Origin of the sequence: Picrophilus oshimae DSM 9789 (genome assembly GCF_900176435.1) — an archaeon.
Classification (GTDB): Archaea; Thermoplasmatota; Thermoplasmata; order Thermoplasmatales; family Thermoplasmataceae; genus Picrophilus; species Picrophilus oshimae.
Map to the genome: position 1 here is coordinate 195,612 of NZ_FWYE01000001.1, position 15,336 is coordinate 210,947.

Here is a 15,336-nt window from a genome sequence, read left to right on the forward strand (position 1 = left end):
CTTAAAAATAAGCATATTGTCCGACCTTTTATTATTAATTAATAGGAATATGTATGGATTATAATATATATCATAATTCACCTTTATAGAGAGCTGAAAAGCCCTCATAAAATGGACGTAAGTTTTAATATTAATTTTAATAATATTTTTAAAAGTATATTATATACATGGATTAATTAAAAATTACTATAAAAAGGCGGAAAATAGAAAAAATTTAAAAATAAGAATGCAATTACTAATAACAGTGCCGCTATAGCTCAGTAGGTAGAGCACTCGGCTGTTAACCGAGCGGTCGTCGGTTCAAACCCGACTGGCGGCGCTCATTGAAAAAATTTAAAAAGAAAGAAATAATTAGGTGCAAGGGGGTTGTAGCTCAGCTAGGTAGAGCGCCTGGCTCATAACCAGGTGGTCGTCGGTTCAAACCCGGCCAGCCCCATTAAGTATATATGTATGTTTTTCCATTTTTGGCTTTTTTCATTCATACCTTTCAACTCACAAAAAGACTATGAGGTTTTGTTCTAAGACCTTTTGGTATATCCGTTAACCATGCATGAGAAGACTTATTTTCAATGAAATTTATTTAAAGTATGTTGGAAATTATGTTTATAAATATATCACCTGTGGGCCAAGACATGGATTATGCTGGAGCCCTTGTATTTAATTCCGGCTATTAGTTTTTGATTTCATCATTATTTTTATATCATGAAACGAGTCATATTTATAAAGAATAAAATATTTAATTCATATTTAAATGTATAAATAATAAAAATCTGGATATAATTTAAAGATCTAAAATAGTTATATTTAAAAAATTTATTCATACAGGAAACATTTATCATTAATAATGAAATTCATAAAGATGTCTTTGAATCGATTATAACAACATTTATTTGTTTTTAATAACTTAAAAATGTTAAATGATAGAACATTAAATGATTTTTCAAACGAAAACTTTTATATATTTTAGTATAATACTCATTTCATATGGATATTGCTAATAAAGAGAAGATTGATGGTTTATACAAGCTAAAAAGGGGCGAGGTAAGCACATGGGGTGCCATTGCGGAGGAGATTGCTGCCATGGCACCTGCATGCGATTCCATAGCCTTTGTCGTATCATCCGCCGCATTTGCATTAATATTAACGCCTCTTGCATTTATAGTTGCAACATTAACAATGTTCCTTGAGGTAAATACTTTATATCATTTATCAAAGAGGCATGCAAGTGCAGGTGGCTATTATGGATATATAGCAAATGCCTATGGACCTGTACCTGCGGTTACCGCAGGTTTGATGTACCCAATGTATCAAATAGTAAGCACTGCTGCAATACCGGTCTTTGTTGCTGGCGTGTTCCTGCCAGGTGTTGTTAAATATTTCACTGGATATGCAATGCCTGCATGGATCTGGATTCCTTTTATATTAATAGTTATAATAGTTCCGATAGTAATAGCAATAGTTGGCATAAGGCCGCAGATGAAATACATAAAATACGCTTCATTCTTTGAATTAATCTTCCTTGTGGTTCTATCTGCAATAGAGATAATAAGGGCACCTGACAACACACTAAATGTCTTTAATCCATTTGCATGGCCACAGTTCAATTTAATGTTTAACGAGCATGGAGGTGTCTTTGCAGGCCTGGGCCTTGGCATGGTCTTTGGCTTAACCAGCTTCATAGGCTATGGTGGTTCGGCACCTCTTGGAGAGGAGGTAAACCATCCAAGGGCAATTACCAGGTCACTTTCAGTTGGATTGCTAATGGTGGGCCTTGTGCTAACGGAGGTTGCATATGCCCAGATCGTGGGCTGGGGAACATCGGTACCATTAATAAAGAGCTTTTTAAACCAGTCAATACCAGGAGTCATAGTTGCTGTAATTTATACCGGTGTTATAGGCGGTGTTATGTTCACCTTAATAGCATTTAATTCTGCTTTTTCAGATGCCGTTGCCATGCAGGCAAATGCAGGCAGGGTCTATTTTGCAATGGGCCGTGATGGAATACTTCCGGAATTCTTTGGAAGGATCAATAAAAAGTATGCAACACCGTCAAATGCACTCTGGTTCGTTGCAATAATGTCCTCGATTATATCAATAGCCGTAACCTTTATAATAGGCATGGCCTCAAATGTAAGCATAAATGATTTGATCTTTGACAGGGCCACGAATCCTGCTGTTGTACAAACACTTGAAAACTCATTCGATTTCTTAACAACAATGGCCCTTGGTGGTTTAATAATAACGCATATACTGCTTAACACAAGTGTTATGACACTGTTTAGAAGATTAAAGGAAAGGCACACCAGTATAACGGACTTTGTTGTACATGGAATATCACATTATGTATTTCCAATAATAGCAACAATCATATTTGCATTCGTTCTTTATGAATCTGTTGTTCCACCGGTTTTCCCAATAACAGAGGCCTTAATTGTCATTGCACTTTACACCTCATTTTCAATTTACTACGCATTAAGAATGAAGTATAAAAAACCAGAATTAATGGCAAGGGCCGGAAAATCAGTTAACCTTGTGGACGAGGAGCATTAATGTTAACGGTTAAAAACCTGGGCTCTGGCTATAAAACCACTGATGGGTACATTAAAATATTAAATGATATAAATTTTTATTTAAACAAAAATGAAATAGTTGGTATAATTGGAGAGATAGGCTCAGGAAAAACAACACTTTTAAGGGCCATAAGGGGAGATTTATACATAGACAGTGGTGATATTCTATACAATGGAGAGAGCATATTCTCAAGGGAGGTTTATAAACGCTACAGGGAAAAGGTTATCTATGCAAGGCAGGACTCATTAAATATATTAAAACCGGGTTATTCTGTTGATTTTCAGATAAAAAAGCTTTTTGGCCATGGCAAATACGATTTAAATTATGTAAAAAGGATCTTTGATTATCTTGACCTGCCCATGGAAACTTTAAATAATATTCCTTCAAGGCTGAGTGACGGTACAAGGCATAGAGTTGTAATCGCCATGTCTTTAATGATCAGGCCCGAGATACTTTTACTGGATGAGCCGTTCACCGGTCTTGATATTGATGCAATCACCGGACTCCTAAAACTTTTAAAGGAGATTAAGGATTACACATCAATAATAATTGTGAGCAGCGATGTTGTACCATTATTTAGAATATGCGACAGGATCTATGCAATGAGGAATGGAATGATCCTTGAGGATGGAAAATGGTCTGAAATTCTTTATAAACCACACCACCCATACGTTTACGATATTATAAATGCGATACCTTCATTTGAAAACAGGAATAGAGAATTTACCTTTACAAATAATATGGTAAACAATGGCTGTGTTTACATAAAAAGATGCAGGTTCATGAATGAATCGTGCAAATCTGAAATTTTATATAGATATGATAATGACCATGGATACAGATGCATAAGATATCCGGACTGGTACAATGATAGAGATAAAGAACGTTGATAAATATTATATAAAAAAGGGAATTCTAAAAAGGGATGTATTCTACGCATTGAAGGATGTTAACATTTCATTTTATCCTGGTAAGATATACTCCATTTTTGGAAAGTCTGGTTCCGGAAAGACAACACTGGCAAATATAATATCAGGATATAAAAAACCTGATAAAGGCTCGGTTTTATACAAGAACGGTATTAAGATAAGATATGTATTCCAGGATCCTTATATATCTTTAAACATAACAAAGGATGTTAAATGGCATATAGAGACATCAGCAGGATTAAATAATATAGATTTAAATTATGCCTGGTATATTTTTAATTCAACAGGTCTGGACAAAGATTTATACGAGTACCGGAGCGTCGAATCCCTATCAGGTGGTGAGAGGCAGCTTCTGGCCTTTGCCATGGCATATCTTCAAAAGCCTGATGTTATTGTCCTTGATGAGGCCTTTTCATACCTTGACACATTAAACCTTAGAAGGGTCTTCGAGGTATTAAAAAGAACAAAAAATAATATACTTTACATATATTTTGACAATGATATTAACAGATGCCTTTTCCTGTCTGATTTCATCTACGTTTTAAACAATGGATCATTAGTCGAATCCGGAACGCCGGATATGATGATAAAAAATCCAGGAGCATTTATGAGGAATATTATTGAAAAAATGCCTGATTATAGAAAAAGGATTTAATTCAATGATTTTTCCATTATTATTATATCCTTCCATGATGAATCATAATAATTTTTACCGGTGCTCCTGTATCCCAGGGATTCATAGTAATCCTCAAGCTCTTTAATTGCCTCTATCTCTATCTTTTTTATCCCGAGCTGAGACGCTATGGATTCAACGGCCCTTAATAAAAGGTAACCGGATCCTGGATTATTTGCTGCAAAGTTCCTGGCAAGCATCTCTATTACAATTCTATCAGGATCTTTTATATCCGGCTCAAATCTGAACATTATAATGCCATCTATGTTTCCCCTTGATTCCTTTATTAAAACAACATTGTTTTTTTCAAGGCCCCATTCATAGAAGTATTTTAATTTATAATCACGCATGTTTTTATCATTTGATTGAAATCTTTTGTTTACATCGTATTTATTAATTAATCTGTAACCCCGTGGCAGGTTAACATAGATATCATTTTTAAGATTTATCACTGGCATAATATATAAAAAATCATGAATGAATTGATAAAGCTTTTGGATTATACATTTTTTATTATAAATAATAAAAATATTTTATAAACCTAAAAGAAACAGCAGTAACAGCCATCTCCCGTATAATAGACCTTGAAGCTGCCGTTGTTTATTATATTTCCAGGCTCTGCAATTATACCAGAATTTGAGACCATTGTTATGTTTTCATATTGAAACGACGATATTGGGGCGGTCTGGCCATTTACAGTTGCATAATCACTCATTGATAATCCTGTATAATATCCACCATAGTAGGCCGTGCCAAAATCCGAAAGGCAGCTGAGCTGACCGTTTATCTCAGGCCTTTCCTCAATCCATTCTGCGGAGAGCATTGATGAATTATAGTAAACCTCTTTGAAGAATCTTTCATTTTCTGAAGTATCATTTAGATATATATACCAGAGATCCGGCGATTTTGCAAGGAATATATGAACATTTATAATGTTTCCTGGATATACAGTCATGTTTATTGGTGTTTCAGCGGCAGGGAGTATTTCATACCAGGCTGAAAATGAGGCGCCACAGTCATACTGTGATGTTGTTCCTGCCTGTATTAATGATGAATCACCATTAAAGAAGCCACCAATACCAACCCACTGCGCCGAGTATGTGCATGAACATGATGTATTAACATTCTGTACAATCCAGGAACCGCTGACACCTGTAACCTCTGGCTTTGGGCTGCCAAAACCTGTTGCGACAACGTAGCCGGCCCAGTTTGATGAATCCACTCCATTTCTTTCAACGTTTGTTCTCTTAATGTTATTATGCAATGGCATTATTGAAAATGCAAGGATTAAAATCAATATAATTATTATAATCCTGTTTGCCATGACATTATAAATCATGGAGATATTTTAATTTTTTGAAATTAATTTATAGGGACTAATTTATAGAAACTGGCAGAAGAACTCAATTTCAAGATTTACAGTATTGCCAAATACATTAATGACATCATCGTTTATCACAGAATTATCAATAATATTCCTCATGAAATCAACAAATCTTTTAAGATCGTTTGAATCTTTTCCCATTCACCTATGTAAATATTTTTTGAATTTTTTCCTGAAAAGGTTTCAAGATAGATCCATTCGCCTGCAAGCAGCATGGATAAAATTAATATAAAATCATCCTTTTCAATGATGCTTTCCATGTAATCTATGTATTTCCTGGTTGTTTTTGATATCTCTATTTTTTTTATATCTATATTATTTTCATAAAAGAATCTATTAAAGAAGTTCAGTTCATCGTTGTTTATTAATGACATGAACCATGAAAACATATTTTTATCTTCAGATAATTCAATAAGTTTTTTTAAAACCTTTAAATCCTCAAGAACAAAGAAATAATCCTGTTCAAAATAATCGATTAATGACCTTTCAGTGATTCTGTTTTCAATAAATAATCTTGAAAATTCAGTGTTTAAGGCCCTTTTAAAATCAGATTTATTAACAAGAAAATCTGAGTTGTTCATATTCTTATATTTAAAAACATGATTTATATTTTATTTTAAAAATTATGATCTTTCAAGCAGTTCTTTGTAATCCATCATTGCAGAGATTATTTTATCCTCGTTTATCATTGTTTCATTATTGTTCAGTTCCATGCAGGCCCTTGATATGTTTCCTATGATCCTTTCAGGGTTCAGCCATGATTTGTACTCGCCAAGATCAATTGACCTTGCAGCAGCAATGACATCATCACTGGAGTTTAAAATTTTTGATGCCTCTGATTGAACGAATTTAAAATATTTTAACGCTGCATCGATTTTTTCTGTTCCGTATGAAACAGGACCGTGTCCTGGAACATATACTCTTGCCCTTAGACTCTTTAAAAACTCCAGGGCCATGATGCTTCCGCGGATGCTGCCTGTCATTGCGAAGGGTGTGCATGGTTTTGAAAATAGAATGTCGCCGGTAAAAACTATCTTATTATCAGGTATGTATGCTATTAAATCCCCGGATGTATGCGCATTTGGCAAATGCATGACCTTTATCTCCTTTTCATCGATGTATAATGAGATGCCATGGCTCACGGTTATATCAGGAACACTGTACCTTGACCTTGAAAAATCAAAATCTGGAAAGTATTTTGAATAAAGCTTTTCCGTTGGGTCATTTATAGATTCCAGGTAATTTGATTGTGCTATATTTATTGCGTTCTCAAACATGTAATTTGTCCATGCATGATCCCCATGGGCATGCGTATTTACTATGATTCTTACAGGCACATTTGATATCCTTGATATCTCATTTATGTAATTTTTTGCCATGTCCTCGGTTGCAAGTGAGTCTATAACGATGTTCATTTTATTGCCTTTTATAAAGCCACTGTTGCCGCGGAACCATGTGCCAGGCTCATTTATGTACGCATAAATATTATCATCAATGTTTATCATTTCCATTTTATCAAATAATATAATTTTTAAAGGTTATTATCCTTTTTGTTTTTTATAAATCTATTTTTCATAGAGCCATTTAAAGACATCGCCATAGCCTATAAAACCTGAATCACCAAGAACCTTTCTTATAATAAAAAGTCCGGCATCCTGGCCCTTATCACCGTATATTGAGTAAACAAGATCCGGGCATATTAAAACATGTATTCCAAGATCAAATAATTCCATGGCTGCAAGAAGTACAGATGCATCTGTTTCAACGCCTGTTATTAAAAATTCGTTTATATTGTATTTTTCTATTTCGTTTAGAAAATCATCGTTGATTATTGAGTATCTGTTATGGTAATATGTTTTATATCCATTTATGTCAATGTTTTGAATTACATCTGTATCTGGCGATCCATGAAAGGCATTCCACCATTCCATGTTCCTTCTAAATGGAGATTTTTCGTCATTTAAAAATAGAAATATGTATACCTTTAAATATTTTGAATAGCCGTTCCTTAAAATGTCAAAGATTCTATAAAATGTTTTTAATGTGCCCGGGTTCTCGAATCCCTTTTGTGGATCTATTACTATTATTCCCTTCATATGGCATCAAGAGGTTTCTTCTTGGTTTCTGGTGCATATCTTACTGTAACAATAAGACCAATAATCTCAAAAACTGCAAAGAAGAGCATTGAGTATTTAAAACCAAAGCTGTACATTATTATTGGAAATGCAACAACACCAAGAATTGCACCTATTCTTGATGATAGTGTTGCAAAGCCCATGGCAGTTGACCTTATTCTTGTTGGAAAGATCTCAACAGGGTATGTAAATGTTAATTCTCCAGGACCAAGATTATGTGAAAAATGCATAAATCCGAACATAAAAAATAGTATTAAAAAGCCCATGTTGCCGGTGAAATAAAGTAATAGCATTGGTATTAAAGGCAGAAGAAAACCAATGATCTCCATTCTTCTTCTGCCGGCACGCTCTATCAAATACCATAGAACGATGAAACCGAGTATGACAGGAACCTCCTCAAGAAGAGAACCAAGAACGCTGATTATATATGATGATGTGTCAGAAAACAGAGATGGTGTATAAGTCCATATTCCATAGCTTGCAACGTCGTATGAGAACCATGCAATTGAAACAAAGATTGTGTATTTTAGATACTTTTTGCTGAACAATTCCCTTATTTCCGTTCTGCCACCGTTTACATATGGATTTTTTACGTTTTTATAAAATTCATTTTCTACTTTAATTGCAGATTCATAATGGCCTGATTTTATTAAATAGTATGGTGACTCTGGCATTGATCTCCTTAAAAGCACAACGATCAACGGTATTGCCGCAGCACTTATGTACATGTACCTCCAGGCATTTAATCCTGTATAAAGCACAAAGAATATTGAAACGATGTAAAAGGCTATAAAGCCAATATTCCAGTTGAATATATTGTATATAAGATATTTACCCCTGACGTTTCTCGGTGAGAACTCTGCCTGTATCGATGAGCTTATAGGATAATCCGCGCCTATGCCTATTCCTGCAAGTACCTCAAAGATTATGAATTCAATAACGTTCCTTGATAACCCTGTTAAGAATAAAAATACCGATGTTATTAAAAGGTCGTATTCATATATTTTTTTCCGCCCAAATCTGTCAGATAAATAACCAAACGTTAGTGATCCAAAGAACATTCCAAGAAGCGCGGAAGATGCCATTAATGATATTTGATACGGCAATGGCATAAAATAGTTTTTTAAATACAATAAGGCTACTGCATATATGCTTAAAACATAGCCATCCATTATAACACCGGCTGATGATAACAGCGTTATCTTTAACAATTTTCTGCTGGCCGGTATCTCGTCAAAGGAAACGCTTTCCATATACGAACAGAAGTTCGGTATTATTTATAAATTTTTCTTTTATTTCAATGTTAATTATTTATTACTAGAATTAATTAAAAATTATGTATAATATTTATAATATATTAAATATATTTTTATAAACAAAAATAATTTGTTTACAATGAAGGCTGCATTATTATATAAAAATGAGAAAAAACTGAGAATAGAGGATGTTCCTGTTCCAGAGATAAACGACGATGAGGTTCTAATCAAGGTAAAGGCTGCAGGGATATGCCATACAGAGTTACATTTCATTGATAATGTTTTAAATGCCGGTAAATATCCGATTATACCAGGGCATGAGGTTGCCGGAATAGTATACAAAAAAGGTAAAAATGTGAAGAGTCTTGATTTAAATGATAAGGTGCTTTTATATTATTACCGTGGCTGCGGTAAATGTGATTTCTGCATTAATGGCCAGGAGAACCTATGCACAAATCCGGAAATGGAGTATGGATTTATAAATGACGGCGGCTTTTCAGAATATATAAAGGCCAGGGAGACTGACCTTGTAAAGCTCAACGATGATATCGATATATATTCAATTGCCCCAATAGCATGCAGCATAAGCACCGGAATACACGCATTAAACATGGCCAAACCGGAATTGAATGACAGGGTTCTTGTTTACGGTGTTGGAGGCGTTGGCTTTGGATTGATACAGCTTAATAAATTAAGGGGCTGCAGGGTTTTTTCTGCATCAAGAAATGATAAAAAACTGGACATTGCAAAGAAGCTCGGCTCTGATTATAATATAAATACATACAATGAGAATATAGTAAATAAAGTAAAAAGCATGGGCGGTGTTGATATTATATACGATCTTGTTGGTTCAAATGAAACAATAAAGAATGATATAGAAATGTTAAATAAGGCTGGTAAACTGGTATTAATAGGCTATGACGGCAGTAATGTAAATATAAATCCGCTGGATCTGATAATAAATGAAATAAAAATAATATCATGCGTTGGCAATACAAGATACGAGCTGGAAGAAGCTGTAAGATTATTTAACGAGAACAGGATAAAAATTGTAATAGACAGATTTGATGAATTAAAAAATATAAACAATGACCTTGAGATAATAAGAAATGGCCAGGCCATGGGCAGAATCGTAATAAAATTTGATTAAATTAGATTTATTGTGTATGAACAGTGAAACGATTCCCCTTTATTTAATTCTATGAGACCTATTTTATTGTTATAAACATCAGGCGCACCCGTCATTGGTTCAACAGCAATTGATTTTGTTTTTTCATACAGCCCGGTATATATAACCAGATAATCCATGTTTTCCCTATCGATTCTTATTTTTTTATTGCCTTCTAATATTACAGGGCCATGAACATAAAAGCAGTTATCAATTGATAATTTTGATATATCAGATCCATTTATGCTTGTATCAGATAATGTTCCATCCGGAAAATATTCATCTAAATAATTAAGCATCATGATCTTTCCGGATCTAAAGATGCATTTATCCGGAAAATAGAAATATGGATGAAAACCGATTTCAACCGGTATTTTCTCATTCTTTGATGTAACCGTAAAATCTGTTCTAAACGATCTTTCATTTAATATGTATGAAACATTTATAAATGCATTTCCCGGATATGATTCATCATTAAAGTCCATAAAAAATTCGATTTTATTACATAATACAATAACATTAAAGATTTTGTCCCTTACAAGGCCGTGTATGCTGTTTTCACCATTGTTTTTAGGTAATTTATAATTTATATTATTATATTTATATTCCGCGTTTCTTATTCTATTTCCAAATGGAAAGAGCACTGCAGAACCGCCATGTGTATCATTTCCATCATGGCTATCATTTATTATTTTTTCACCATCAAGAACCAAAGATTTTATATACGCCCCGGTGCTGGAAACTTCCAGAAGGCTCCTGTTAAATGATATGATCATAATAATATATATAAATAAATTATAAAAATTATTAAAATAGGTACATAAATTATTTTAAGGCATTTTATATAATAAAACATGCAGCATAAGATTGAGAACAACGTAATATTTGCAAAGTTTGAGTCAGGTGAGGATATAATAAATGATCTTGATGGTCTTGTATCATTTTATAAAATAAGGTCAGCGAGCATAGACTTTGCAATAGGCATGATGAAGAATGCAAGGTTTGCCTACTGGAACATTGATCATTACGATGAAACCTTTATAGATGAAAGAATTGAACTTGTTTCATTTCATGGAAGCATTGCCGATGATGAGATAAAATATCATATACACATGGCAGGCGCAAAAAACGATCATAGAATATACGGCGGCCATTTTATTTCAGGTATTGCAGATCCACTTATGGAATTAAGAATAACTGTGTTCAATGATATAAAATTAAAGAGGTCATTTAATGATGATTCACATCTAAGGGAGATAAAAATAGATTAATACCTTCCATTTATAATCTTTTCCCAGGTTTCATTTGTATTAAAAATATATTTTTTGCCATCCCTTTTTACATCTATAAGATTTAAATTCTTAAGCCTCTTAAGTTTTCTTGATACCGTTGATTTATCCATGTTAAGATCCCTTGATATATCATTTATTGTTTTATTCCCGTTTTCCATGCTATGAAATATTGATTTCTCATTGCTTGCATATTTTAAAAACTTGTCAATAACCTCAACCTTTATTATCCTTGTTTTATTGCTTCCCTTTGAATATGATACCAGTTTTATGCCGTTCTGTATTGCAAAGACGACCATGGCGGAAACACCGACACCGGTTCCGGCAGAGCAGTTTATCCATGATGGCATGTATCCAATTTTATTTACAACACTCATTATTGTAACATAGATATCGTAAAAGTCATAGATATCGTTGATCCATGCAGGCATAACATTTATATTAAAACTTAAGAGACTGGATGAGATTTCATCTATCAATGACCTTGATTTCTCATCTTCTGTTGTTAATAGCACATAATAATCTATTAATGATAATCTATACTCCATTAAGGGCATTAAAACGATCTTTTTATCAAAACCCAGCAATGATATTGCATACTTATCCATTTATATACGCAATATTGCAATTTTTATTTAAATTTTTGCAATGTATAAATAAAAAGGCAACAAAATGCAATAACATTGTCTTTATTTAATATTAAAAAATAGATTTTTATGAAGCTTGTTATTGAGCTTACACAGAATCAAAAAACCATCTCATACAGTGATATATATTCAATCTTTGAAAATATTATCTTTGAAATAGGCAGATCAAAACCATTGATAAAAAGTGCCATGATTGATGATTTTTCATACTACTGCGGCAGCCATCCATTACCGTATAAGGGAAGAATCAGTAACAATACGATTTCCTATGGTAAATACAGAATATACATTTCAAGCGGTTATTACAAAATAATAGATGATATAATGGATGCAATAAAATCCGGTAATGTAAAACATAGATTGATGAGGATAAATTCAGTTAAAATGGAAAATAACAATTGTTTTTTTGATACGGCCAATATGATATCAAGATCTCCTGTGATAATTAAATACAACGGTGAGTACATAGATGCCAATAACAGGAATTTTGTCGATGCCATTAAAAATGATATAATAAAAAAATACAGTTTCACGGGTTTAAATGGATATATAGATTTCATAAAGATCATACATTTTAAGACCTTAAATTTAAGGATAAATAATGAGGATATAAAGGCATCAATGATAAAGTTTACAATAATGTCTGATAATAAAATAATAAACAATATTCTAAATACCGGCATTGGAGAACTAACAAAATCCGGTTTTGGATTCATAGACGAGGAAAGGATGCCGCTGGACTTTGGAATCATGTATTAAAATGTTTAATAGAATAAACATTTAAAATATTATCTTCTTGCAAGCTTTGCAGAAAGCTCAAACAATGATATGCTGTGAAGCCAGACCTTTCCAGGACCGGTCATATTTGCAAAGAATAAGCCCTCGCCCTCAAGACCGCCAAGAATCATTGTCTTTAAGCCGCCTATTCTTACCACGTTATAACCAACGGTTTCCTCAAAGGCAAGAACATGGCTGAGCTCTACCTGTATTTCCTCACCCGGTTTTAATTCCCGTTCAATAACCTGACCGTGGCCGTGCATCATTACAGATCCGGTGCCGCTGAATTTCTCAAGGAATAAACCCTCGCCGCCAAAGACACCCTGCCAGAGACCTGCAAATTTGGTTGAATAATTCACGGTGGAATCCATGCATAAAAAGGCGTTGAACTCTGCAATTATCGAATTATTATTTAATTCTATTTTAAAGACCTTGCCTGGCAAAAAGCCCGCACTTGCAACCTCACCTGGGCCATCAACCTTTAAAAGAAAGACGTCAGAGCCTGCAAGCATGTGTGAAAATGCACCCCTGAGGCCACCAGCACGCACATCAAGTCTGGCAGATGGGCTTTTGTATATGAGATGGCCGGGCTCAACGTACATTGATTCACCCTCATTTAGGATGCTTTTAAGGTACTGGACATCGCCGCCAACAATTTCATAATTTACCATGAGGCATAAACATCTATTGTTTATATAAATTGTTGTATTCCAATAATAATACAATTGTTTTTTATATATCTAATTTTATATCATTGAAAAATTTTTGAATTTAATATTATCCTGAAGATAAAATTTTTTTGTATGATAAACGAAAAATTCTTTTACTGTTATCTATTTATTGAAATGATAATCATGAATATTGTTGAAATAGCAAGAATGCCTGAAAATGAAAGAAAAAGTGAAATGATGGATCTTTTTAAAAATCTAATGTCAAAGAATGATGCAGAAATGTTGTCTTCAATGAAGGATCTTATAACAGAGATGTGCAGGGATGCAAATGAAAACGAATATATTAACCTGTGCCTGACAAACATGTCAATTGTGCTTTCAATGGATGACCGGTCACTAAAATCATTTATAAAAATAAGGATGAAGGCAAACTCAGAACTTAATGACAGTTATAAATCAAGGGATATGGAAATGATTGAAAAGGCAATGGAAAGGCTACCTGAAAATGATAGAAAAAGGCTTATGGCTGCAATGGGGCAGTGATTTATAAACCATTTTAATTAATAAAAAATCCTAAAATTATTTCTCTTGTTCCTACAGAGGGGAATCAATTCATAAAAAGAATTAAATAACTTCGGTGTTAAGGTTGCACTTGAATTCTGATTGGAGATTATTTTACAAATTTTGGCTTTCTCATAATTTTGTAAGAATTAATGTAGCATTCTTTAATGTATACTTTATCTGGTTTGTATACCAGCATACTATGTCGGTCTTCTTAACAGGTATGATTCCTTTTTTTTCCTTGGGTATTGTCATCTTTATACCTTGAGGGTTACCTTATTGATAGATTTAATAGGAAAAAATTATTTTTAATATTCAATGTCCTTCTACTTTTTATTTATTCTGCACTTGCCTTTGAAAGGTCTTTAATGTGGTTGTACAGTGTTTCATTTTTATCTCAGGCAATAACTGCTATATCAGTTGATTCTTTTAGAGCTATTACCAAAGACATTTTAGATAAAAACGAAATGTCAAATGGTATATCAATTTCTCAAATAGGAAGAGGGCTCTCATATATATTGGGAGATCTGTTGGCCGGGGCTTTTCTAATATTTTTTCAAAGAACTTTTTTTGTTTTTTTTATTATAATGGCAATTTTGTCAATAATTATGCTTTATAATACAGGGTTAAAAGATGTAAAACCTGCACCAAAACATAAAAAAACGAAATATCGGGATGCCTTCCCATATATTCTGGCAGTCTTACCGGTTATGGTATTAAGTTTTATATTAGCGGGAAGTTCTTCAGCATTAGACGTATACAGTGCTTATATTATTTCTACCTATTTGAAGTCTGGTATATTATGGTATACTTTATTTATAGTGGCATTTCCATTTGGTAGCATTATCGCTGGCTTTTATATTGCAAGCCATAGGAAAAATATTAGCAGGTTTTTTGTTTTGTTAATGTTACCCTTTGCATTTTTACTTTTGTTCATATCCATTTCAGCTTATGCCTTTGAAATAGTGATTGCGGCTGTTTTACTTGGCATAATAAGTGCATTTATTAATATTAAAATAACAGCGTATATTACCATAAATACTCCAGGGGAAATGATTGGCAGGGTGAATGCACTCTACTATACGATGATAGCCTCTAGTGCACCTCTGCTAACATTTGTATATAGCGCATTGGGAACATTTTTTAATCCTATGATAATTATCTTTTGCACTGGAATTGTTGTCATTCTTTTGCTCATTCCAATTTACATTTATGTTGAAAGGTATTTAAGGAATCATCCTTCCTAAATATTTAAAATTGATTGCCCATTTCTAT

At 33.3% G+C, this 15,336-nt stretch carries 17 protein-coding genes and 2 tRNA genes; 10 read left to right on the forward strand and 9 right to left on the reverse strand.

What is annotated here, in order from left to right; translation table 11 throughout:
• Nucleotides 1-246 precede the first annotated feature (246 nt).
• The 5 genes from B8780_RS01055 (at nucleotide 247) to B8780_RS01075 (ending at nucleotide 4,155) form a co-directional block, all read left to right on the forward strand.
• Nucleotides 247-319, forward strand: a tRNA-Asn gene (locus B8780_RS01055).
• Nucleotides 320-362: 43 nt separating this feature from the next.
• Nucleotides 363-436, forward strand: a tRNA-Ile gene (locus tag B8780_RS01060).
• Between the two features lie 548 nt (nucleotides 437-984).
• Nucleotides 985-2,550, forward strand: coding sequence for an APC family permease (locus tag B8780_RS01065; protein WP_084272361.1), 1,566 nt, complete (start codon nucleotides 985-987; stop codon nucleotides 2,548-2,550).
• Nucleotides 2,550-3,461, forward strand: coding sequence for an oligopeptide/dipeptide ABC transporter ATP-binding protein (locus tag B8780_RS01070; RefSeq protein WP_084272362.1), 912 nt, complete (start codon nucleotides 2,550-2,552; stop codon nucleotides 3,459-3,461). Before B8780_RS01065 ends, B8780_RS01070 begins: the two co-directional genes overlap by 1 nt.
• The gene (locus B8780_RS01075; RefSeq protein WP_011177565.1) at nucleotides 3,439-4,155 is read left to right on the forward strand and encodes an ATP-binding cassette domain-containing protein; all 717 of its coding nucleotides are present in this window, start codon (nucleotides 3,439-3,441) and stop codon (nucleotides 4,153-4,155) included. The genes B8780_RS01070 and B8780_RS01075 overlap by 23 nt, the downstream gene beginning before the upstream one ends.
• On the opposite strand, the gene B8780_RS01080 is transcribed toward B8780_RS01075, so the two are convergent.
• The 6 genes from B8780_RS01080 to B8780_RS01105 all read right to left on the reverse strand — a co-directional run bounded on the left by B8780_RS01080 (nucleotide 4,152) and on the right by B8780_RS01105 (nucleotide 8,945).
• Complete coding sequence (locus tag B8780_RS01080) at nucleotides 4,152-4,631, reverse strand: GNAT family N-acetyltransferase (protein ID WP_011177564.1); 480 nt, start codon at nucleotides 4,629-4,631, stop codon at nucleotides 4,152-4,154. The genes B8780_RS01075 and B8780_RS01080 overlap by 4 nt on opposite strands.
• Nucleotides 4,632-4,714: 83 nt before the next feature.
• Nucleotides 4,715-5,497, reverse strand: a complete 783-nt coding sequence (locus tag B8780_RS01085) for a G1 family glutamic endopeptidase (RefSeq protein ID WP_084272363.1) — start codon at nucleotides 5,495-5,497, stop codon at nucleotides 4,715-4,717.
• 155 nt (nucleotides 5,498-5,652) lie between these two features.
• On the reverse strand, nucleotides 5,653-6,138 hold the full coding sequence (locus tag B8780_RS01090) for a TenA family protein (RefSeq protein WP_084272364.1): 486 nt from the start codon (nucleotides 6,136-6,138) through the stop codon (nucleotides 5,653-5,655).
• A gap of 42 nt (nucleotides 6,139-6,180) precedes the next feature.
• Complete coding sequence (locus tag B8780_RS01095) at nucleotides 6,181-7,062, reverse strand: MBL fold metallo-hydrolase (RefSeq protein ID WP_161939662.1); 882 nt, start codon at nucleotides 7,060-7,062, stop codon at nucleotides 6,181-6,183.
• Nucleotides 7,063-7,122: 60 nt separating this feature from the next.
• A complete protein-coding gene (locus B8780_RS01100) occupies nucleotides 7,123-7,653 on the reverse strand; it encodes an isochorismatase family protein (RefSeq protein WP_084272366.1) in 531 nt (176 codons plus the stop codon).
• On the reverse strand, nucleotides 7,650-8,945 hold the full coding sequence (locus B8780_RS01105) for an MFS transporter (RefSeq protein WP_084272367.1): 1,296 nt from the start codon (nucleotides 8,943-8,945) through the stop codon (nucleotides 7,650-7,652). Before B8780_RS01105 ends, B8780_RS01100 begins: the two co-directional genes overlap by 4 nt.
• A gap of 142 nt (nucleotides 8,946-9,087) precedes the next feature.
• Here B8780_RS01105 and B8780_RS01110 point away from each other — a divergent pair, with 142 nt between their 5' ends.
• Nucleotides 9,088-10,098 carry an alcohol dehydrogenase catalytic domain-containing protein gene (locus tag B8780_RS01110; protein ID WP_084272368.1) on the forward strand — a complete coding sequence of 337 codons (1,011 nt, stop codon included), beginning with the start codon at nucleotides 9,088-9,090 and terminating at the stop codon, nucleotides 10,096-10,098.
• Here B8780_RS01110 and B8780_RS01115 read toward each other — a convergent pair.
• On the reverse strand, nucleotides 10,095-10,892 hold the full coding sequence (locus tag B8780_RS01115) for an aldose 1-epimerase (RefSeq protein ID WP_084272369.1): 798 nt from the start codon (nucleotides 10,890-10,892) through the stop codon (nucleotides 10,095-10,097). The genes B8780_RS01110 and B8780_RS01115 overlap by 4 nt on opposite strands.
• Nucleotides 10,893-10,970: 78 nt before the next feature.
• Between B8780_RS01115 and B8780_RS01120 the strand changes: the two genes are divergently transcribed.
• Nucleotides 10,971-11,387, forward strand: coding sequence for a PPC domain-containing DNA-binding protein (locus B8780_RS01120; RefSeq protein ID WP_084272370.1), 417 nt, complete (start codon nucleotides 10,971-10,973; stop codon nucleotides 11,385-11,387).
• On the opposite strand, the gene B8780_RS01125 is transcribed toward B8780_RS01120, so the two are convergent.
• A complete protein-coding gene (locus tag B8780_RS01125) occupies nucleotides 11,384-12,013 on the reverse strand; it encodes an ArsR family transcriptional regulator (RefSeq protein WP_084272371.1) in 630 nt (209 codons plus the stop codon). The genes B8780_RS01120 and B8780_RS01125 overlap by 4 nt on opposite strands.
• A gap of 108 nt (nucleotides 12,014-12,121) precedes the next feature.
• Here B8780_RS01125 and cas6 point away from each other — a divergent pair, with 108 nt between their 5' ends.
• On the forward strand, nucleotides 12,122-12,811 hold the full coding sequence (gene cas6, locus B8780_RS01130; RefSeq protein WP_084272372.1) for a CRISPR-associated endoribonuclease Cas6: 690 nt from the start codon (nucleotides 12,122-12,124) through the stop codon (nucleotides 12,809-12,811).
• A gap of 29 nt (nucleotides 12,812-12,840) precedes the next feature.
• Here cas6 and B8780_RS01135 read toward each other — a convergent pair whose 3' ends face one another.
• A complete protein-coding gene (locus tag B8780_RS01135; RefSeq protein WP_084272373.1) occupies nucleotides 12,841-13,500 on the reverse strand; it encodes a TIGR00266 family protein in 660 nt (219 codons plus the stop codon).
• Nucleotides 13,501-13,683: 183 nt separating this feature from the next.
• Here B8780_RS01135 and B8780_RS01140 point away from each other — a divergent pair, with 183 nt between their 5' ends.
• Nucleotides 13,684-14,043 carry a dehydrogenase gene (locus B8780_RS01140; RefSeq protein WP_153274115.1) on the forward strand — a complete coding sequence of 120 codons (360 nt, stop codon included), beginning with the start codon at nucleotides 13,684-13,686 and terminating at the stop codon, nucleotides 14,041-14,043.
• 266 nt (nucleotides 14,044-14,309) lie between these two features.
• A complete protein-coding gene (locus tag B8780_RS01145) occupies nucleotides 14,310-15,308 on the forward strand; it encodes an MFS transporter (RefSeq protein WP_084272375.1) in 999 nt (332 codons plus the stop codon).
• Nucleotides 15,309-15,336: the final 28 nt, after the last annotated feature.

What these genes read in the sequence shown, in the direction of transcription:
- B8780_RS01065 (WP_084272361.1), top strand. Translation starts at nt 985, where the DNA reads ATGGATATTGCTAATAAAGAGAAGATTGATGGTTTATACAAGCTAAAA.
- B8780_RS01070 (WP_084272362.1), top strand. Translation starts at nt 2,550, where the DNA reads ATGTTAACGGTTAAAAACCTGGGCTCTGGCTATAAAACCACTGATGGG.
- B8780_RS01075 (WP_011177565.1), top strand. Translation starts at nt 3,439, where the DNA reads ATGATAGAGATAAAGAACGTTGATAAATATTATATAAAAAAGGGAATT.
- B8780_RS01080 (WP_011177564.1), bottom strand. Translation starts at nt 4,631, where the DNA reads ATGCCAGTGATAAATCTTAAAAATGATATCTATGTTAACCTGCCACGG.
- B8780_RS01085 (WP_084272363.1), bottom strand. Translation starts at nt 5,497, where the DNA reads ATGGCAAACAGGATTATAATAATTATATTGATTTTAATCCTTGCATTT.
- B8780_RS01090 (WP_084272364.1), bottom strand. Translation starts at nt 6,138, where the DNA reads ATGAACAACTCAGATTTTCTTGTTAATAAATCTGATTTTAAAAGGGCC.
- B8780_RS01095 (WP_161939662.1), bottom strand. Translation starts at nt 7,062, where the DNA reads ATGATAAACATTGATGATAATATTTATGCGTACATAAATGAGCCTGGC.
- B8780_RS01100 (WP_084272366.1), bottom strand. Translation starts at nt 7,653, where the DNA reads ATGAAGGGAATAATAGTAATAGATCCACAAAAGGGATTCGAGAACCCG.
- B8780_RS01105 (WP_084272367.1), bottom strand. Translation starts at nt 8,945, where the DNA reads ATGGAAAGCGTTTCCTTTGACGAGATACCGGCCAGCAGAAAATTGTTA.
- B8780_RS01110 (WP_084272368.1), top strand. Translation starts at nt 9,088, where the DNA reads ATGAAGGCTGCATTATTATATAAAAATGAGAAAAAACTGAGAATAGAG.
- B8780_RS01115 (WP_084272369.1), bottom strand. Translation starts at nt 10,892, where the DNA reads ATGATCATATCATTTAACAGGAGCCTTCTGGAAGTTTCCAGCACCGGG.
- B8780_RS01120 (WP_084272370.1), top strand. Translation starts at nt 10,971, where the DNA reads ATGCAGCATAAGATTGAGAACAACGTAATATTTGCAAAGTTTGAGTCA.
- B8780_RS01125 (WP_084272371.1), bottom strand. Translation starts at nt 12,013, where the DNA reads ATGGATAAGTATGCAATATCATTGCTGGGTTTTGATAAAAAGATCGTT.
- cas6 (WP_084272372.1), top strand. Translation starts at nt 12,122, where the DNA reads ATGAAGCTTGTTATTGAGCTTACACAGAATCAAAAAACCATCTCATAC.
- B8780_RS01135 (WP_084272373.1), bottom strand. Translation starts at nt 13,500, where the DNA reads ATGGTAAATTATGAAATTGTTGGCGGCGATGTCCAGTACCTTAAAAGC.
- B8780_RS01140 (WP_153274115.1), top strand. Translation starts at nt 13,684, where the DNA reads ATGAATATTGTTGAAATAGCAAGAATGCCTGAAAATGAAAGAAAAAGT.